This window comes from Bifidobacterium olomucense (genome assembly GCF_012932375.1).
Lineage (GTDB): Bacteria > Actinomycetota > Actinomycetes > Actinomycetales > Bifidobacteriaceae > Bifidobacterium > Bifidobacterium olomucense.
In genome coordinates, this window is sequence record NZ_JAAIIG010000003.1 from 24,969 (window position 1) to 44,699 (window position 19,731).

Annotated in this window: 17 protein-coding genes, 1 tRNA gene and 1 pseudogene; 16 read left to right on the plus strand and 3 right to left on the minus strand. The window is 57.0% G+C overall.

The window, feature by feature from the left end:
* Nucleotides 1-6 precede the first annotated feature (6 nt).
* The 11 genes from G1C97_RS03810 (at nucleotide 7) to G1C97_RS03860 (ending at nucleotide 12,351) form a co-directional block, all read left to right on the plus strand.
* The gene (locus G1C97_RS03810; protein WP_335341330.1) at nucleotides 7-204 is read left to right on the plus strand and encodes a YbdD/YjiX family protein; all 198 of its coding nucleotides are present in this window, start codon (nucleotides 7-9) and stop codon (nucleotides 202-204) included.
* Nucleotides 205-359: 155 nt separating this feature from the next.
* Nucleotides 360-1,412, plus strand: coding sequence for an inorganic phosphate transporter (locus G1C97_RS03815; RefSeq protein WP_169240630.1), 1,053 nt, complete (start codon nucleotides 360-362; stop codon nucleotides 1,410-1,412).
* 78 nt (nucleotides 1,413-1,490) lie between these two features.
* Nucleotides 1,491-2,114, plus strand: coding sequence for a DUF47 domain-containing protein (locus tag G1C97_RS03820; RefSeq protein WP_100495580.1), 624 nt, complete (start codon nucleotides 1,491-1,493; stop codon nucleotides 2,112-2,114).
* A gap of 61 nt (nucleotides 2,115-2,175) precedes the next feature.
* Nucleotides 2,176-3,837 carry a CTP synthase gene (locus G1C97_RS03825; RefSeq protein WP_169240631.1) on the plus strand — a complete coding sequence of 554 codons (1,662 nt, stop codon included), beginning with the start codon at nucleotides 2,176-2,178 and terminating at the stop codon, nucleotides 3,835-3,837.
* A 313-nt stretch (nucleotides 3,838-4,150) separates the two neighbouring features.
* Nucleotides 4,151-5,755, plus strand: a complete 1,605-nt coding sequence (locus tag G1C97_RS03830) for a L,D-transpeptidase (protein ID WP_240950999.1) — start codon at nucleotides 4,151-4,153, stop codon at nucleotides 5,753-5,755.
* A 187-nt stretch (nucleotides 5,756-5,942) separates the two neighbouring features.
* Nucleotides 5,943-7,454 (plus strand): Fe-S cluster assembly protein SufB, encoded by a 1,512-nt coding sequence (sufB, locus tag G1C97_RS03835; RefSeq protein WP_277348142.1) that lies wholly within the window; start codon nucleotides 5,943-5,945, stop codon nucleotides 7,452-7,454.
* A gap of 4 nt (nucleotides 7,455-7,458) precedes the next feature.
* Nucleotides 7,459-8,697, plus strand: a complete 1,239-nt coding sequence (gene sufD / locus G1C97_RS03840) for a Fe-S cluster assembly protein SufD (protein ID WP_169240632.1) — start codon at nucleotides 7,459-7,461, stop codon at nucleotides 8,695-8,697.
* An 83-nt stretch (nucleotides 8,698-8,780) separates the two neighbouring features.
* Nucleotides 8,781-9,560: a Fe-S cluster assembly ATPase SufC gene (gene sufC, locus G1C97_RS03845; RefSeq protein ID WP_100495583.1), complete on the plus strand. Its 780-nt coding sequence runs from the start codon at nucleotides 8,781-8,783 to the stop codon at nucleotides 9,558-9,560.
* A gap of 297 nt (nucleotides 9,561-9,857) precedes the next feature.
* Nucleotides 9,858-11,132, plus strand: a complete 1,275-nt coding sequence (locus G1C97_RS03850; RefSeq protein ID WP_169240633.1) for a cysteine desulfurase — start codon at nucleotides 9,858-9,860, stop codon at nucleotides 11,130-11,132.
* 66 nt (nucleotides 11,133-11,198) lie between these two features.
* Entirely contained in the window at nucleotides 11,199-11,753 is a 555-nt protein-coding gene (gene sufU, locus G1C97_RS03855; RefSeq protein WP_169240634.1) for a Fe-S cluster assembly sulfur transfer protein SufU, read from the plus strand.
* 10 nt (nucleotides 11,754-11,763) lie between these two features.
* Entirely contained in the window at nucleotides 11,764-12,351 is a 588-nt protein-coding gene (locus tag G1C97_RS03860) for a metal-sulfur cluster assembly factor (RefSeq protein WP_169240635.1), read from the plus strand.
* A gap of 99 nt (nucleotides 12,352-12,450) precedes the next feature.
* Here the strand turns inward: G1C97_RS03860 and glgC are convergent, their stop codons facing one another.
* The 3 genes and pseudogenes from glgC to G1C97_RS03875 all read right to left on the minus strand — a co-directional run bounded on the left by glgC (nucleotide 12,451) and on the right by G1C97_RS03875 (nucleotide 14,977).
* A complete protein-coding gene (gene glgC, locus G1C97_RS03865; protein ID WP_100495588.1) occupies nucleotides 12,451-13,695 on the minus strand; it encodes a glucose-1-phosphate adenylyltransferase in 1,245 nt (414 codons plus the stop codon).
* 212 nt (nucleotides 13,696-13,907) lie between these two features.
* Nucleotides 13,908-14,805 (minus strand): annotated as a pseudogene (locus G1C97_RS03870) (TrmH family RNA methyltransferase).
* 84 nt (nucleotides 14,806-14,889) lie between these two features.
* A tRNA-Leu gene (locus G1C97_RS03875) sits at nucleotides 14,890-14,977 on the minus strand.
* Between the two features lie 105 nt (nucleotides 14,978-15,082).
* Between G1C97_RS03875 and G1C97_RS03880 the strand changes: the two genes are divergently transcribed.
* The 5 genes from G1C97_RS03880 to G1C97_RS03900 all read left to right on the plus strand — a co-directional run bounded on the left by G1C97_RS03880 (nucleotide 15,083) and on the right by G1C97_RS03900 (nucleotide 19,730).
* A complete protein-coding gene (locus tag G1C97_RS03880; protein ID WP_169240636.1) occupies nucleotides 15,083-15,880 on the plus strand; it encodes a 16S rRNA (uracil(1498)-N(3))-methyltransferase in 798 nt (265 codons plus the stop codon).
* A 129-nt stretch (nucleotides 15,881-16,009) separates the two neighbouring features.
* Nucleotides 16,010-16,348 carry a histidine triad nucleotide-binding protein gene (locus tag G1C97_RS03885; RefSeq protein WP_169240637.1) on the plus strand — a complete coding sequence of 113 codons (339 nt, stop codon included), beginning with the start codon at nucleotides 16,010-16,012 and terminating at the stop codon, nucleotides 16,346-16,348.
* A 19-nt stretch (nucleotides 16,349-16,367) separates the two neighbouring features.
* The gene (locus tag G1C97_RS03890) at nucleotides 16,368-17,612 is read left to right on the plus strand and encodes a PhoH family protein (RefSeq protein ID WP_169240638.1); all 1,245 of its coding nucleotides are present in this window, start codon (nucleotides 16,368-16,370) and stop codon (nucleotides 17,610-17,612) included.
* Nucleotides 17,602-18,153, plus strand: a complete 552-nt coding sequence (gene ybeY, locus G1C97_RS03895) for an rRNA maturation RNase YbeY (protein WP_169240639.1) — start codon at nucleotides 17,602-17,604, stop codon at nucleotides 18,151-18,153. Before G1C97_RS03890 ends, ybeY begins: the two co-directional genes overlap by 11 nt.
* 146 nt (nucleotides 18,154-18,299) lie before the next feature.
* A complete protein-coding gene (locus tag G1C97_RS03900) occupies nucleotides 18,300-19,730 on the plus strand; it encodes a hemolysin family protein (protein WP_169240640.1) in 1,431 nt (476 codons plus the stop codon).
* Nucleotide 19,731 lies beyond the last annotated feature (1 nt).

The window sequence follows — 19,731 nt, forward strand, 5'->3', positions numbered from 1 at the left end:
GAGACGATCATCGGCCGGTTGCAGGCCGCCTGGCGTGGCATCGTCTGGTATGCGCGCGAAATCAGCGGTGAAGCCCGATACGATCACTATCTGGAGCATTTCGCCGTCGAGCACCCCGGTGAAACTCCGATGAGCGAGTCCGAATACATACGGGCTCGCGAGGAATACGATCGCCTCCATCCCAACACCAGCTGCTGCTGTTGATGTGATACAAAGCCCCTCTTCATGAGGGGCTTTCTTATAGGTAAAGTTGGTAAAGCGCACACACAACGCCACGAATACCGCTACGTAGTCACCAATCGGTTACAATCGGTGTGACGACTTTCCGCCACCCCCGAAGAAGAAGGTGATGACTAGCCGTGGACGTATCCTTGGCCTACTTCATCCAACAGGTGTTCTCAAATCCGGCACTGGCTATAACAACGTTGCTGACGCTGGGCGTCATATTCGTCAATGGTTGGACAGATGCGCCTAACGCCATTGCCACTTGCGTGACCACCCGCTGCATGCGCGTGCGCTCTGCAGTCATCATGGCGGCGATCTTCAACTTCCTGGGCGTCTTCCTGATGACGCAATTCAATGCGTCGGTCGCCTCCACCATCTCTAATATGGTCGATTTCGGCGGCGACACCCACGCTGCGCTTATTGCGCTATGCGCAGCGCTGTTCTCCATCGTGGTCTACAGTGTGGGCGCTTCGTTGCTCGGCATTCCGACCTCCGAAAGCCACAGCCTGATTGCGGGCCTGTCCGGTGCGGCCATCGCCATTCAGGGCGGTATCGCCGGCATCAACATGGGGGAGTGGGTCAAAGTCCTCTATGGCTTGGTGGCAAGCTTGGTCATCGGATTCGGCATGGGCTGGCTCGTGTGCAAGATCGTCACCCTGGTATGCGCCGGATTCGACCGCCGACGCACCAACGGATTCTTCACATACGCGCAGATCGTTGGCGCCGCGGCCAACAGTTTCATGCACGGGGCGCAGGATGGTCAGAAGTTCATCGGTGTATTGTTCCTCGGCATGGCGTTCTGCAACGGGCAGTCCAGTGTGGCCGGTGTGGTCATCCCCGTATGGCTGATGATCCTGTGCAGCACCATCATGGGCGTAGGCACTTCCGTGGGCGGCGAGAAGATCATCAAGTCAGTGGGCATGGACATGGTCAAGTTGGAACGTTATCAGGGCTTCTCCGCCGATCTGTCCAGCGCATTGTGCTTGTTGTTCATGACCATGTTCGGCATCCCGGTCTCCACCACGCATACCAAGACCAGCGCCATCATGGGAGTAGGCGCTGTACGACGCCTATCCGCCATTAACTTCGGCGTAGTACGCGACATGATGCTTACCTGGGTATTCACGTTCCCCGGTTGTGGCCTCATCAGCTTTGTCATGGCCAAGCTGTTCATGTTTGTGTTCTGAGCCGCAAGTTCTTCGTTTTTCAGCACATCTTCAACCGTATCCCGCGCCCAGAGAGCAAGAGCAGAAAGGAGCTTCCTCATGGCACGCAAGAACGATTCATTCTATTTCGACTGCTTCCGTCAGAGCGCCGAATGCGCCTGCCGCGCCGCACACCTGTTGTATGAGGTCATGAACGACTATGACCCCCAACGGCTCAAGGATCATATGGATGCGATGCACAAGATCGAGCAGGAAGCCGACAGTGTCCGGCACCGGTTGCTCGACGAGCTGGTCACCGCATTCATCACGCCGTTTGACCGTGAAGACATTGCTGAACTGAGCCACGTGCTCGATGATGTGACCGACAGCATCGAAGGAGTGCTCGATCGCATGTATTACGACAACGTGACCACCATGCGTCACGAGGCGTTGCAGATGACCGATATGGTGGTCCACGCCTGTGAACAGATCGCTGCCCTCGCCGATGAACTGCCGCAGTTCCGCCGCTCGAAGACGTTGCGTGAGCGCGTATTCGCCGTCAACACCATCGAAACCGATGCCGATCATGTGTTCATCGAGGCGATGCGTTCCCTGCACACTTCCGAAACCGATCCGCTGCAGGTGTTCGCTTGGCATGATGTGTATCGCAACCTTGAACAATGCGCCGACGACTGCGAACACGTCGCCGATGTGGTGGACAGCATCGTTATGAAGAACAGCTGACCAACTGACCGTTCCCAGTGTGAACACGCCGCGTCACACACCGATGATAGGATGAAATTCCATGGTTAGAAGAACACATGGCAATTCGCAAGAGCACGTTACCAAGCATATCTTCGTCACTGGTGGCGTGGTCTCATCTCTCGGTAAAGGCCTGACCGCATCGTCTCTTGGCCGACTGTTGCGTTCACGCGGCCTGCACGTTCTGCAGCAGAAGCTCGATCCGTACATCAATGTGGATCCGGGTACAATGAACCCCTTCCAGCATGGTGAAGTGTACGTGACTGAAGACGGTGCCGAGACCGATCTGGACATCGGCCACTACGAGCGTTTCCTTGATGTGTTCCTGAGCCAGAAGGCGAATGTGACCACTGGTCAGATTTATCAGGAGGTGTTGCGCAAGGAGCGTGCCGGCGAATACCTCGGTCAGTGTGTGCAGGTCATCCCTCACATCACCAACGAAATCAAGTCCCGTATGCGCGCCCAGGCCTCCGACGATGTGGACGTGATCATCACCGAGATCGGTGGCACGGTCGGCGATATCGAATCCCAGCCGTTCTTGGAGGCGGCTCGTGAGGTTCGTCGTGATCTTGGCTCCGACAATTGCATGTTCGTTCACGTTTCGCTCGTACCGTACATCTCTGCCGCTCACGAGCTGAAGACCAAGCCCACCCAGCACTCCGTGATGATGTTGCGCCAGCTGGGCATTTCCCCGGATGCCTTGGTGCTGCGTTCCGACCGTCCGCTCAACCAGTCCATCAAGGACAAGATCTCCCTGATGTGCGATGTGGATGCGGAAGGCGTCGTCAACTGCGTGGATGCCAACAGCATCTATGATGTGCCGAAGATTCTGTTCGACGAGGGACTGGATGCCTACGTGGTGCGCGAGCTCGGACTGCCGTTCCACGATGTGGATTGGGATGAGTGGGAGGACCTGCTGGAGCGTGTGCATCACCCCAAGCATGAGGTCAATATCGCTATTGTCGGCAAGTACATCGATCTGCCGGATGCGTATCTGTCCGTTACTGAAGCCATCAAGGCCGGAGGTTTCGCCAACTGGGCCAAGGTGAACGTCAAGTGGGTGGCCGCGGATCGTTGCGAAACCACTGAAGGCGCCGCCGCAGCGCTTGACAACATCGATGGCATCGTCATCCCCGGAGGCTTCGGCATCCGCGGTATTGACGGAAAGATCGGTGCCCTGAAGTTTGCACGCGAAAACAAGCTGCCGGCTCTCGGCCTGTGCCTTGGTCTGCAGTCCATGGTGATCGAATACGCCCGCCACGTGCTGGGCATCGAGGACGCCAATTCCTCCGAATTCGAGCCGGACTGCGCCAACCCGGTCATTGCCACAATGGAGGAGCAGAAGGCTATCGTGGCAGGCAAGGGCGATATGGGCCACACCATGCGTCTTGGCTCCTACCCGGCCGAGCTGGAAGAAGGCTCTCTGGTCGCCGAATTGTACGGCACTACGCATGTCACCGAGCGCCATCGCCACCGCTATGAGGTTAACGTGGCATACAAGGATCGTCTGCGCGAAGGCGGTCTGCGTATTTCCGGCCAAAGCCCAGACGGCGAACTGACCGAATTCGTGGAGCTGCCGCGCGAGGTGCATCCGTTCTATGTGGCCACTCAAGCCCATCCGGAGTTCAAGTCTCGTCCGACCAAGCCCCATCCGCTGTTCGCCGGTTTGGTCAAGGCTGCTCTGGAGCACCAGGAAGCGCGTTGATGTGATCTGACATCAAGTCGGTATCATCCAATCATCGAGGTGATGACGTTCGCACATTTGGCGCGAATGTCACCACCTCGTTGCATATGGGTGGACGATACACGGCTCTATCGCAGATTCATGAGGAATTGATGGTGCGATTCGTCGTTGAGACGCATGGTGTTCAATGGGTCGTGAGATTCGTCACTTTGCCTGCAAAACCGAGATATGAAGGGATCTTATCGTCCTGCAGTTCCATAGCATACTGCTACTATGCAGGTAGCGTATGCGAAATGTCGCACTGAACAGTAAGTAGCGTATAGGAAGACCGTCTATGACCAACGATAATAGGCATTCAACTCTGCAATTCACTGCAACGGGCAGTGATGTAGCGGCTCTTTCGGACACCGATATTCTGATGCCGATTGCAGACACTGCGTCGGAGCATGATCCGTTGGCGGTGAAGGATCGCAAGCGTCATGTTTGGCCGTGGGTTGTGCTCGCCAGCGTTTTCATTGTCATGGCAGCAGCATGTGGTTTTGGCGTGTGGTTCTTCCAAAGCCATGTTCTTCCCGGTACCACCCTCTGGGGCAACTCTGTGACCGGTAAGACCCAGCAGGAGATCGCTGACACCATCAACGATCAGGTGAAGCACACCACAGTGACAGCCAAGTATCAAGGTAAATCCGCCAAATTCACGTTGGAAAGCTTGGGGGTGGATGTTGACGGAGACGCAATCGCTTCCGATGTATTCAACGCGAAGCGCGGTGACGTATGGTGGCAGCAGTATGTGTTCTGGATTACTAAAGACATCGCTCCTGAGATCGATGCCAAGCTTGCCAATGGATCGGTAGTTGACAAGGCTCTTGGCATCGATGCTAAAGAGCCGGTCAACGCGCAGGTCAAGCTCAACGATGCCGGCGACGCCTTTACCGTTGTTGCAGGACAGAACGGCCAAGGTGCCGATGCTTCCACCATCGCGGCACAGGCCATTAGCTCATTGAAATCACTGGGCGCCACACAGCCCGGAACGGTTACCGTAACGCTCGATGTGACCGAACCAACCGTTACGGATGCCATTGCGAACGATGCCAAGTCGACTTTGGACGCCATCGCCGGCAAGAACGTGTCCATCAAGGTTGCCGGCACCGATATCGCCACTGTCACCGTGCCCATGCTGGCTTCATCCATGAGCGTGAACGCCAATCGGCAGGCGACCTTGAAGAGCGGTGAAACCCGTAGTGGCTATGTGGTGTTTGATTCCGCCAAGTTGCAGCAGTACTACAACGATCAGATTAAGCCGAGCCTTAAGCTGGAACGCGAGGACACGAAACTGGTGGTCAACAACGCCGGGGAAGTGATCAGCACTGAAACAGAAGGACATGATGGCGTTGTCATTGCTGATGGCGCTGATTCAGGCGTCGGTACCAAACTTGCGGATGCTCTTGCTTCAGGATCGAACTCCATCACTGTGGCGGGTACGGTCGACCCGAAGCAGGAGGTCAAGGTTACGCACCATGTGGTTATCGACTTGTCCGATCGTAAGCTTTACGCGTATGAAAATGATCAAGTGGTCAGGACGCTGAATGTTGCTGTGGCGCAAGGCAATGACATGACTACAGGCGAATGCGTAGGCCTTATGTGCACTCCTACCGGTGATTTCACCATTTGGCAAAAACTGCCCAGCCAGGATATGAGTGGATCTCTGACTTTGGCGGACGGCAGCGTGGAGAAGTGGGACGTCAAGGACGTGGGCTTCGTGAACTACTTCTCGCATGGTGGTTGCGCCATCCACCGTATCGCTGGTGGCTATACCGCTGACGCCTCAATGCCTTATGTCGCCAACGGCTCCCACGGCTGCGTGGGCATCGGCTGGGATGTGGCCGAATGGTTCTATAACTGGTGCGGCATGGGTACCAGCGTGCATGTTCAGGTCTGAGTTACGCTGCCAGAGTGTTTCCGAAGCGAACGCCGTCTCCGTTGTGAGGCGGCGTTCGCCATACTGCAACGTAATACGGCCGAATTCGCCTGTAATGAAAAGCACAGTCACTATTCGTCGTGGTCGGTAGTGTTTCCCCATGGGTTCTGCTAGGTTTACCTAAGACTATGTCTATGAGCGAAACGAGATGGAAGGCAGGAAGGTGACCGATAACACAGCACCGAACGCCGCCGCTGACGTGGAGATGAGCCAGTACGTGGCCGATCGTTCCCGCGTCAACGAGGACAAAATCAAACAGGATGACGAGATCATCAGCCAGTTCGGCGAATACAGCTACGGCTGGCATGATTCCGACGCCGCCGGTGAAGCGGCCAAGCGAGGTATCGACGAAAATGTCGTGCGCGCCATCAGCGCCGACAAGGGTGAACCGCAGTGGATGCTTGACATGCGTCTGCGCGGTTTCAAGGCGTTCCTCGACAAGCCCATGCCCAATTGGGGTGTGGACCTCTCCGGCTTCAACGCAGATGATTTCAAGTATTACGTCAAGCCGATCGACAAGCAGGCCAAAAGCTGGGAGGAACTGCCTGACGATATTCGCTCCACCTATGATCGTCTGGGCATTCCCGAAGCCGAGAAAAAGCGTTTGGTCTCCGGCGTGGCCGCCCAGTACGAGTCCGAAGTGATCTACAACTCCATTCAGGAAGACCTGAAAAAGCAGGGTGTGATCTTCGTGGACACGGACACCGCCGTGCGCGAATACCCCGAGCTGGTGAAGAAGTATTTCGGCACTGTGGTGCCGCCCGAGGACAACAAGTTCGGCGCGCTGAATACCGCAGCATGGTCTGGCGGCTCGTTCGTCTATGTGCCTAAGGGCGTCCATGTGGACATCCCGCTGCAAGCATACTTCCGCATCAACACCCCGGCCATGGGTCAGTTCGAACGTACGTTGATCATCGCGGATGAAGGCTCCTATGTGCATTACGTAGAAGGCTGCACCGCTCCGATCTGGTCCGAGGACTCGCTGCACGCAGCCATCGTGGAGATCATAGTGGAAAAGCATGCCCGCGTGCGCTATACCACCGTGCAGAACTGGTCGAACAACGTCTACAACCTCGTCACCCAGCGTGCCTACGTGCGTGAGGGCGGCACCATGGAGTGGGTGGACGGCAATATCGGCTCCAAGGCCACCATGAAGTACCCGGCCTGCATCCTCGCTGAGCCGTACGCCAAAGCTTCCACCATGTCCCTCGGTTTCGCCGGCAAAGGCCAGTATCAGGACACCGGTGCCAAGATGATCCATCTGGCTCCGCACACCAGTTCCACCATTGTGGCCAAGTCCATCTCCCGTGGCGGTGGCCGTTCCGCTTACCGCGGCTTGGTCAAAATCGTCAAGGGTGCGGAAGGCTCGTCCAATTCCACCGTGTGCGATGCGCTGCTCGTGGACGACTTCTCTCGCTCCGATACGTATCCGCATGTGGACGTGCGCGAAGATAATGTCTCCATGGCCCACGAAGCCACGGTTTCCAAGGTCTCCGAAGACCAACTGTTCTACCTGATGAGCCGTGGTCTTAACGAGGACGAGGCGATGGGCATGATCGTGCGTGGCTTCGTTGAGCCGATCAGCCGCGAGCTGCCGATGGAATACGCGCTTGAGCTCAATAGACTTGTCGAACTGCAGATGGAAGGATCGGTGGGCTGATCCCATGACCAACGAAGCAACCAAAAACGTCAAGGAAATTGCCATTCCGGTCGCGGATCCGAATGATCCGTACGCTGTACCGGCTGCCATGCCGTCTTCCGTGGACCATGCCGCTCGCTCGTTCGACGTGAACGACTTCCCGGCACCGGACCGCAAACAGGATGAGTGGCGGTACACGCCGATCGAGCGTATCAGTGAATTCTTCGATACCTTCAAGCCTTCCGGCGAAACTCAGATCGAAGTCTCGATGATTGACGGAACACCGCTTGCCGAAGGCGTGCAGCTCAGTCAGGTCAAGCTCGGCGAGGCACCGTCCGGTACTGTGTCCAAGCCGAATGACCGAGTTTCTGCCGTGGAATGGAACTCCGGCGCCACCGCCACCGTCATCGAGCTGAGCGGTGAGATCAATCAGCCGGTGCTCATCAAGGTGCATGGAGCGGGAGAGGATCTCGACGCCTTCCATCTGGTGATCTCTGCTGCAGACAAGTGCCATGCGGACGTTGTGGTGGAACATGACGGCGACGCCCGTCTTGCCGAAGGCGTGGAAATCACCACCGGCAAGGACTCGCATATCTCTGCCACATTTATTCAGGAATGGGATAAGACGGCCAAACACGTGGGCAATCACCGTATTCATGTGGGAGAGGGTGCCTCGTTGCGTCACTCCGTGGTAACTCTTGGCGGTGATGTGGTACGCATCCGTATGGATCAGGACTTCGGCGGGCCGGAGGGCGATCTCAATATGCTTGGCATCTACTTTGTCGATCCGGGCGAACATATCGAGCATCGCACGATGGTGGTGCACAATCACCCCGAGTGCAAGTCCCGTGTGGTATACAAGGGTGCTCTTGACGGCAAGGGTGCTCATTCTACTTGGGTGGGCAACGCCCTGATTCAGCCGACCGCTCCTGGCACCGACTCCTATGAGCTCAACCGCAATCTGGTGCTGACTCCGGGGGCCATCGCTGATTCCGAGCCGAATCTGGAAATCGAGAACGGTAATATCGTCGGAGCCGGCCATGCCTCCTCAGTGGGGCGTTTCGACGATGAGGAGCTGTTCTACCTCCAGTCGCGAGGCATTCCCGAAACCGAGGCCCGCAAGCTCGTGGTGCGCGGTTTCTTCGGCGAACTTGTGGAAGAGATCGGTATTCCCGCCATCTCCGAACACCTTATGGATGTCATCGATCGTCGTCTGGCTCGTGGCGAAAGCGACGCCATGGCTCAGGTACTCGAAGACAAGTAAGCCCGATAGCAAGTCGGATTGCCGAAAGCGATCCCTCCAAATAGACATCGCAGAACAGCACAGACATTTTTAGGAGTACGCACATGTCAACACTCGAAATCAAGGACCTTCACGTCCATGTCGAAACCAAGGACGGTATCAAGCAGATCCTTAAGGGAGCCAGCCTGACCGTCCATTCCGGCGAGACCCATGCCATCATGGGACCCAACGGTTCCGGCAAGTCCACGCTGGCCTATACGCTCGCCGGCCACCCCAAGTATGTGGTCGATTCCGGTGAGGCTCTGCTTGATGGCCAGGACATCCTCAAGATGACTCCGGATGAGCGTGCCAAGGCCGGCCTGTTTTTGGCCATGCAGTATCCGGTGGAGGTTCCGGGCGTATCCATGACCAACTTCCTGAGGACCGCCAAGACCGAGATCGACGGCGAAGCTCCTGGCATCCGTCAGTGGACCAAGGATCTGTCCGCAGCCATGAAGCGTCTCAAGATGGATCCGAAGTTCGCCACCCGTTCCGTGAATGAAGGTTTCTCCGGCGGTGAGAAGAAGCGCGCTGAAGTGCTTCAGCTCGAACTGCTCAAGCCGAAGTTCGCCATTCTCGACGAAACCGACTCCGGCCTCGACGTGGATGCCCTTCGTATCGTGTCCGAAGGCGTGAACCGTGCCAAGGAAGCCAACCAGTTCGGTATTCTGATGGTCACGCACTACACTCGCATCCTCAAGTACATCAAGCCGGACATCGTGCATGTGTTCGCCGATGGGCACTTCGTCAAGACCGGCGGCCCCGAACTGGCCGACGAGCTCGAAGAGAACGGCTACGACGCCTACCTGCCCGAAGGCGCCGACTCCGAATCCGCGCTGGCCTGAGTACGTGGTCCGTTGCATTCGCTGGTGGGCCGCGTGAAGCCGGTATGTTCTATTCCTGACACGCTCCGGGCCGCTCTGGCCAATTCTTTACGGTCGTGAACAGAACATCCCGGCTCCACGCTCGCTCGCATAACATACTTACGAAAGTAAAGCGTGGGTTTGAGGCATGCTGTTTCCGACCGTAGGCTCAGGCCGAGCGGCCTTGAGTGTGTCGGGAATAGCATGCCTCAAACCCACGCGGCCTACGCTGGAACTAGACTTGACGTGCATAAGTAAGACGTAGTGAAGGGGAACATAATGGTTGATTTCAAGGCGATTCGGGATGAGTTCCCGATTCTGGATCAGGAGATTCATGGGCATCCGCTGGTGTATTTGGATTCCGCGGCGACTTCGCAGAAGCCTGAGTGCGTAATTGACGCTGAGGCGAACTTCTACCGCACGATTAACGCCGGTGTGCATCGTGGTGCCCATGAGCTGGCAGCCCGTTCCACTGTGGCTTTTGAAGAGGCCCGTGCCAAGGTAGCAAAGCTTGTTGGCGCGAATGCGGCCGAGGGCGAGGAGGAGATCGTCGTCACCGGCGGTGCCACGGCAGGTCTGAACCTGCTGGCCACCGCTTTCGGCAACGCTTCACTGGGCCGTGGGGAAGAGGCCGCCAAGCGTTTCGCTCTGAAACCGGGTGATGAGATCGTCGTCTCCCGTGCCGAACACCATTCGGTGCTGCTGCCGTTCCAGGAGCTTGCCTATCGTACCGGTGCCACATTCAAGTGGATTGATTTGACCGAGGACGGCCGTGTGCGCACGGATAATCTGGAGGAAGTCATCACTGATCGTACCAAGGTCGTGGCTGTGACCCATGTGGGCAACACCACCGGTGCCATCACCAACGTAGCTCCGATCATCAAGCGTGCCCATGAAGTGGGTGCCGTCTTCATTCTCGATGCCTGCCAGTCCGTGCCGCATCTCAAGGTCGATTTCCACGCACTGGATGTCGATTTCGCCGCTTGGAGCGCCCATAAAATGTACGGCCCAACCGGCGTCGGCTTCCTTTATGGCAAGCGCGAGATGCTCGAAGCGTTGCCGCCGGCCAATTTCGGTGGTTCCATGGTGGAGCTTGCGTATATGGATCATGAGGCTCAGTACATGGCACCGCCTGCACGATTCGAAGCCGGAACCCAGCCGGTCGCTCAAGTAGTTGCCGCCGGTGTGGCCGCCGAATGGATGATGAACATCGGTATGGAAAACATCGAGGCGCATGAGAAGACCATCTCCGCTGAACTGCTCAAGCTCGGTGACATCAACGGTATTCGTATTCTGGGCCCTCGTGAGAATGTGGACCGTATTGGTACGGTAGCCTTCGATGTCAAGGGTGTTCATCCGCATGATGTAGGCCAGTTCATTGACGCACAAGGCATTGCCATCCGTGTTGGGCATCACTGTGCCCAGCCGGTGCATCGTCATTTCGGCCTGTACGCATCCAACCGCGCTTCGTCCGGCGTCTACAATTCAGTGGCGGATGCGCAGGCGTTGGTCGAAGCCGCCAAAGGCATCCGTCCCTTCTTTGGTGCGGAATAGCCCTGAGATCGGGAATATTGGGCAGGACCGGGTCCGCAGATTAGGCAGTGAGGAAAAGGAATAACGATGAGTGATTTCGGCATGAGCGGCGATGAGCTGGAGCAGATGTATCAGGAAGTCATTCTGGAGGCATCCAAACATCCGCATGGCAGGGAATCGTTTGCTCCCAACGCGGCTGAGGAATCCTCCGGTGAAGCGGCTGCAAATACCACCGTGCGCGCCACCCACGAATATTGCACTCCTGGAGAATCCCATCAGTTCAATCCGACCTGCGGTGATGAGGCAACTGTTCATGTCGAGGTGTCGGACGACGAGCCGCATACCATCAAACGTCTGGTGTGGGACGGTCACGGTTGCTCCATTTCCCAAGCCAGCCTGTCGGTGATGGTGGATCTCGTGGACGGTAAGACCGTGGACGAAGCCATGCATCTGGAGCAGGTGTTTCATCAGCTGATGGAGTCTCGTGGTGCGGGCCTCCAGAATGAATCTCTGGAAGATGAGCTTGGTGATGCTGTGGTGTTCCAAGGTGTTTCGAAATACCCTATGCGCATCAAATGCGCTCTGCTAGGCTGGGAAGGGCTAAAGGACTCCGTCGCCAAAGCCCTGGCCGCAAAGAACTGAGGTGAATATTATGAGCGACAACAATCTAGTGCCTGAACCTACAGCTTCCGTGTTTGAAGCCGTTAACGGTGTGCTGCAGGATGAAGAGGCCGCACGCCGTGTGATGGCCAATCCCGCATTGGCCAAGGGCTTCCCCAACGGCCATCCTGAGGAGCACGCCGAAGGTGCAACCGGTGGCGCTTGCGGATGCGGCAATCATCAGGGTGCCTGCGGATGTTCCGATGAATCGGATGGTAATGAGATTCCGCTCAAGGCCGTGGATGATATTGGCCGTGCTACTGCTGAAGACGTGCGTGAGGCATTGCATCAGGTCATCGACCCGGAACTCGGCATTGATGTCATCGATCTTGGTCTGGTGTATGGTATCGAAATCGATGAACTTGGTCGTGCCATCATCACGATGACGTTGACTACGCCGGCGTGCCCGTTGACCGATTTGATTGAGGACGAATGCGCTTCCACACTGGCCGGACTGGTGGAAGAGTTCCGTATCGACTGGACTTGGAATCCGCGTTGGACCGTTGAACGCATCACGCCGGAAGGCCGGGATCAGCTAGCCGCGCTGGGTTTCAATTTCGACAATCTGCCGAAATACTGAGTCGGAAGAGCCATAAGAATGGCCATATCAGGGATATATTAAAAGGCTCTGGCAACCATTGTGGCTGTCAGAGCCTTTTAACGCTGTCGATCAGATCACTCAGTCGTCAACGATGGTGTTCTTCGGCACCACGGTGATGCCCTCCGGCGTAACCGTGAAGCCACGTGCCAGATCGTGCTCGGTGTCGATACCAACGGTGGAATTCTCCGTCAGGACCACATTCTTATCGAGAATGGCCTTGTACACGCGGGCGCGACGGTTGATAACCACGCCATCGAACAGCACGGAATCGACGATCTGCGCCCACGAATGAATGCGGACGTTCGGGGACAGCACGGAGTGATGCACTTCGCCACCGGAGACGATCACGCCGGGGGAGACGATGGAATCGGTGGCATGTCCCAGACGATCACGACCGGCATGCACGAACTTGGCCGGCGGCAGGTTGCCGGACATCGTGTAAATCGGCCAATCCTGGTTGTACAGGTTGAACTCGGGCACGTAGGCGATCAGGTCCATATGCGCATCGTAGAACTGCTTGATGGTACCCACGTCGCGCCAATAGGCGTGATCGGTGGACGTGGAGCCGGGAATTTCGTTCGAGTTGAAATCGTACACGCCGGCCTCATTGCGGGCAGCGAAGTACGGAGCGATGTCGCCACCCATGTCGTGCTTGGTGTCGGCGGCCTTCTCATCGAGCGCCAGAGCCTCGAACAGAGCCTTGGTATTGGCTACGTAGTTGCCCATGGAAGCCAGAATCTGATTCGGATTGTCAGGCAAACCAGTGGTGGTGGCCGGCTTCTCCTGGAAGTTCTTGATCATGTTCGGGTGTTCCGGGTCAACCTCGATCACGCCGAACTGGTTCGACTGCTCGATAGGCTGACGAATGCCGGCGACCGTGAATTCGGCGCCGGATTCGATATGCTGCTGCACCATCTGCTCGAAGTCCATGCGATAGACGTGGTCGGCACCTACAATCACCACGATATCCGGCTGGACATCCTCGATGATGTTGATGGTCTGGTAGATGGCGTCAGCCGATCCCAGATACCAGTGCTTACCGAGACGCTGCTGCGCCGGAACAGGGGAGACGTAGGATCCCAGCAGCGGCGAGAAGCGCCAGACTTGCGAAATATGACGGTCCAGTGAGTGAGACTTGTACTGGGTGAGCACCACAACCTGACGGTAGCCGGAATTCACCAAGTTGCTCAACGGGAAATCAATCAGTCGGTAGACGCCGCCGAAGGGCACGGCGGGCTTTGCACGATCACGGGTGAGTGGCATGAGGCGTGTCCCCTCACCGCCTGCAAGCACAATTGACAGAATCTTGGGATTCTTGGCCATCGTAACTGTCCTCTCTTGTTACCTAGCGCCTTTCGGCACCGTACTGCTGGGCCGAGCGCTTCCTTGCCCTCGGTGTACATAGTTAATAATTGCAGAAAAAATCGAACACGCAAGGTAATTCGCCCCGCGTGCCGCAGACTTTGCCGTGAACTTGGAATGAACCCACGGTTGCGAAAGCCGGAGGATGCGGTTGCGAAAGCCGGGAAGCCTGGCTAGAGGTTTTGGATCAACGGACGTGTTGCGTAGAATGCCACTGCGCTGGATGCGGCGACATTGAGACTGTCCACATCATGACTCATGGGAATCTTTACAGTCAGATCGGCTCGGGCAATGGTGTGATGGGGACAGGCCGTCGCCTTCAGTGCCAAAGATCAGTGCCAGCTTGCCGATGTGCAACGGGTCGTCACTGGGAAGATTGAGCCGTCGAGTAAGCTCGTCCAAGGATATGGAGTCGTCTTCGAGTGCCATTGCCACTGTGGTGAAGCCCAGCGATTTCAATTCGTCAATGCCACGGAACGGCCAGTAGTGCTTGTCTTCGGTGCCATCATCGTTGTATCCGGTAATGCGGGTCCACGGCACTTGGAATACCGTGCCCATGGATACGCGGGCTGCACGTCGGTACAACGGATCTCCGCAGGAGGGGGTCACCAGCACGGCGTCCACATCCAGCGCGGCCGCAGAACGCATCAGGGCGCCTACGTTGGTATGGTCCACGATGTTCTCCATAACCGCGACACGGCGGGCGTCGCGGCAGATCTCGGATACCGAGGGCAAAGGCCACCGTCTCATGGCGCATAAGGCGCCACGATGAAGCCGATAGCCGGTCAAACGTTTGAGCTGTTCCGGAGACGCTACATACACCGGCGTGTTCGGTCCCCAGTGAGCGTCTACAAACGCGAATGTTTCGCGCATGCCTTCCAGCCAAGGCTCCTCGACCAGCAAAGACAACGGCTCGCGCCCGGCGGCCAGCGCCCGATCGATCACCTTGGGGGATTCGGCTATGAATACGCCTTTAGCTGGTTCCAGTCGGTTGCGCAGCTGCATCTCCGTAAGACTGGCATAGGCTTCGACACGCGGGTCGTCGACTGACTGGAGCGTGATGAACTGCATAATCGCCTTTCATGCAAACGGCGGGGCCGTGGAAAAGTGCTGCTGATAACGAAAAACCCCTTGCAGTGCAAGGGGTTTATTCTGTGCCCGAGACGGGACTTGAACCCGTACGCCCGTATAAAATAGGCACTAGCACCTCAAGCTAGCGCGTCTACCATTCCGCCACCCGGGCAGGTGTCGTGTGGACAACGAGTAGATACTTTAGCAGCTGATTCGCGCAGTGCAACTCGATGGGTATTTTCGGCGTGTCGCGTTTTCGCTCGGTAGCCTTGAGGCTATGACAGATGCTCTTTTCCTGTTCGATCCGCAGGTCGACGATGTTCCAGTAAACAGCGATGAACTCCATGCCGGTTGGAAGCTCACCCTTCCGCCGCATATCAAACGTCACGCCGTACAGGCCATGCGTTTGAGGGTGGGTGACAGCCTGCAGCTTTCGGATGGTGACGGCTTGAGAATTCAGGCTGTATTGAATGATGTCGAAGCCGGATTGGCCGAGGTGGTCAATGTAGGGAGGGAACCCGAGCCGTTGACCAGGCTTGCCTTGATTCAGGCTTTGGCGAAAACCGGTCATGATGAGCAGGCCATCGATACGGCTACGCAGATCGGAGTGGATCAGGTTATTCCATGGCAGGCTGATCGTTCCATCGCCAAGTGGAAAGCCGGCCGCACGGATCGGAAGTGGAGTTCTGTACTTGATGCCGCCACGGAACAATCCAGGCGGGCGTTCAAGCCGCGGCTGGAGGCATGCGTCTCCAGCAAAGATATCGTGGCGATATGCCGGCGGGCATGCGTGCATGGCGACTTGGTGATCGTTTTGCACCAGGACGCCACGGATACTTGGACCAGTGTAGAGACGCGTGTCGCGCAGTTGATCGATCGTACGTTGGAGGACGGCAAGCCTCGCACCATCAATGTGGTCGTGGGGCCTGAGGGCGGTATCAGCGAACAGGAGGTGTCCGCATTCCTTGAGGCCGGTGCCGTCAGCTGTGTGCTGGGGCGCAATATTCTGAGAGCCGCCACTGCAGGTCCCGTGGCGCTTTCCCTGTTGTCTCGAACCTTGGGACGTTACGAATAGACTGCCGGTAAGACCAACAGTATGGAAATGCCGGGGAAAGAATTGACTGAAGGCTGATTGGAAGTCATACATGGGCATCGCCCCGCGCTAAGCTGAATACGGAGTAATACCAAACGTTCGAGGAGCAAGATGAGCGCATCTGATGATTGCCTGTTCTGCAAGATCATCGCAGGCCAGATTCCCAGCAGCAAGGTGTACGAGGATGAGACGACGTACGCCTTCAAGGACATCAATCCCAAAGCCAAAGTCCACGTACTGATTGTGCCGAAGAAGCATTATGCCAATGTGGCGGAGCTCGCGGCCGAAGATCCGGCCGAGCTGGCGCATATTGTTTCCGTTGCCCAGAACATCGCTGATGAGTCCTTCCACGGTGCTTACCGTTTGGTGTTCAACACGGGTCTTGATGCGGGACAGACCGTATTCCATGTGCATGCTCATGTACTGACCGGCGAGAAGCTGGACGAGTAGCGAGGAGCGAGAAGTTTTCGTGGCCACGACTACACGTACCATCACCATCCCGCCGCAGCTTGATCCGGTGTCTGTGCTCGGCCCGGTGGATGAGGTCATCCGAGAGGTGGAACGAGCCTTCCCGGACCTCACCATCATCGTGCGCGGCAATCGGGTGGCCATCGTCTCCCGTTCCAAGCAGTCCGAGCCGCAGGCCGCGCAAGCCGAGGACTTGGTCAACACCATCATCCAGGCTGCCTATACCGCACCGATGGACGCCGATACGGTGCGTCGCATGCTTGACCAGAACGTGTTGAGAAATGACGTGAGATTAAGCCGCCCCGGGCATGGTCCTACCCACGCCAAACTTGTACAATCCACCTCCGGTGAGACGAATGGGCGAACCCGGAATCAATCACGGGGCCAAGCCGGGCGCGAGAGCACTTACCGCAAGCCGACGGTGCCTGGCGTCATCACTTTTGCGGCGGGCGTGCCGGTTCGTGCGAAAACCGCCGGACAGATGGCATACGTCAACGCCATCGAGTCGCACACCATCACATTCGGCATTGGTCCTGCCGGCACCGGAAAGACGTACCTTGCAGTGGCCAAAGCAGTACGTGCCTTTCAGGACAAACAGATCCGACGGATCATCCTGACCCGCCCTGCCGTGGAGGCAGGGGAGAATCTGGGTTTCCTACCGGGAACGCTCAACGACAAGGTCGATCCATATCTGCGCCCGCTGTATGACGCTTTGGGAGATATGCTCGGAGCTGATCAGCTCAGACGTCTTATGGACGACAACACCATCGAGGTGGCGCCGCTTGCCTACATGCGTGGCCGTACGCTCAACGATGCGTTTGTGATTCTCGACGAGGCGCAGAACACCACCGAGCAGCAGATGAAAATGTTCCTGACGCGACTTGGCTTCAATACCAAAATGGTGATCACCGGTGATATTTCACAGGTCGATCTGGCTGTGCCGCGATCCGGTTTGGTCACCATTGAACAGATTCTGGGGACTATAGAAGGCATTTCGTTTGTTCATTTGGACAGCGATGATGTGGTACGTCATCAGTTGGTGGGCAAAATCGTAGCCGCCTACGACAGACACGCTGCTATCGCCGGAGACCATCGTGCCATCGAACGTCATGGACGTCGCCGCGGCAAAGCCGCAGGTGATGCTGATGCCAATTCCGCCCAACGGATCAGCTCCACCGGCGCTTCTGATGAAACTTCTGGCGACGAGACCCTGACAACACGAAACGAGGCAGTAGATGAGCGTTGACGTGACCAACGAGACCCAATGGATTATCGATCCGAAGATTTTCTCGGATCTGGGCATATGGGTGCTCGATCAGATGCGCGTAAGCACACAGTCCGACTTGACCATCATGTTTGTGGACCCCGACCCCATCGCCGAACTGCACATGCGTTGGATGAATTTGGAAGGGCCGACCGATGTGATGAGCTTCCCGATGGACGAACTGCGCCCCGGCGATGGCAGAACCGTGATGGAAGGCGTCTTGGGAGATATCGTGATCTGCCCATGGGTTGCCGCGCAGCAGGCGGCAGCGGCGGGCCACAGCACCATGCAGGAAATGCTGTTGCTGACGATTCATGGCATTCTGCATCTGCTCGGCTACGATCATGTGACTCCTGAGCAGGAGCGTCAGATGTTCGGTTTGCAACGTCAGTTGCTGCTCACGTTCTTTGCCCTGCGTCATGATTCCGGGGCACAAGCCACACTGCCCGCCGGCGCTCCCGACGCATTGGCCATCTATGATGCCACGCATGGAAGCGGGCGTGACCTTGATGCGAAAAGCTGATCTGATTCAGTCCATAATTCTGATTCAGCAATTCTGATTCAGCCGACAGAACCGTACAGCCAGACGCAAGACGATCTTCGCCAACGCTGTACACGTATTGTTCTCCGATAATTATTTCCTTTCAACGACCAAGGACGACAATCGATATGGAGTATTCCAGTACCACCCTGATCGCCATCACCGTAGTTTTGGTGTTCGTGGCGGCCGTATCCGTCTGGTTCTCATTGACTATGGCTGCTGCGGAAGGTGCCGTAGCCCGTGTGACCCGATCCAGTCTGAACAATCTCATTCTGGAGGTGCAGACCGATTCTGAGACCAGTCAGTTCCTCAAGATGAAAAAAATCGACAGAATTCATCTGGTGCAGCGGCTGATCTCCAATCGGTATGCCACGGCGGGAAGTTGTGCTTTCTTCCGTGTGGCGTGCAATGTGATCGATGGCGTGCTGGTGGCTTCTCTGGCGTCGCTATGGGGTGCCGAGCTATGGGTGGGGCTGTTGGCCGGGTTCCTGTTCGCGGCGATCGTGGCCGTGGTCTCGGTATTGGTCAGGCCGCGCACCGCTGGCATGGCTAAGCCGGTGGACAGTCTGCTGTCCCACTCCCGCACGGTGTCGATTGTTGTATGGCTGACGCCATTTGCTCGTCTGGGTTCTGACAAGAACGGCGGTAAGACAGGCCGTCGCACCAAGAACGACGATCTGTCCGATGACGAGGAACTGGAAAAGATTCAGCTTGAACAGGGCAAGGCAGCCATTGATCGATTGGTGGAATCCAACGAATTCGATCCCGAAGTCTCGGAGATGTTGCGCAATGTGCTCACCCTGTCCGATACGCTCACTCGTGAAATCATGGTGCCGCGCACCGACATGATCTGCATGGAGCGGGACACCACATTATCGGCAGCGCTCAAACTGTTCTCGCGTTCGGGCTTCTCCCGTGTGCCGGTGATCGGCGAAGATATGGACGACCTTGTGGGCGTGGCCTATCTGAAAGATGCCGTGCGCGCCACAGCCTTTAACCCGGCCGCTTTGGATCGTCAGGTGGAGACCATCGTGCGTCAGCCGATGTTGGTGCCCGAATCAAAGCCGGTGGATGATTTGTTCCATGAGATGCAGCGGTCACGTCAGCATGTGGCTGTAGTGGTCGATGAATACGGCGGCATCGCCGGCATGGTAACCATCGAAGACGCGCTGGAACAGATCGTGGGCGAGTTGGAGGATGAGCATGATCGTACTCAGCGCAGTGAGCCCGAGAAGATCGGCGACAACAAGTGGAAGATGCCGGCCCGTACTCCAATCGCCGATCTGGAGGAGATCTTCGAGATCGATATCGACGAGGACGACGTCGACACGGTCTACGGTCTGCTGACCAAGATTCTCGGCCGTGTACCGATCGTCGGTGCGTCGGCCGTGACCCGTGGCCTGAAACTCACTGCGGTCGACTCCGCCGGACGTCGTAAGAAGGTGTCAACCATCGTGGTCGAACCTGACCACGTCGAGGGTGACGAGGAAGATGGCAAGACCAGCGAGGAAGACGGCGAACCATCCGCCGACGAAGACAAGACCGTCAGCAAGGAGTGAG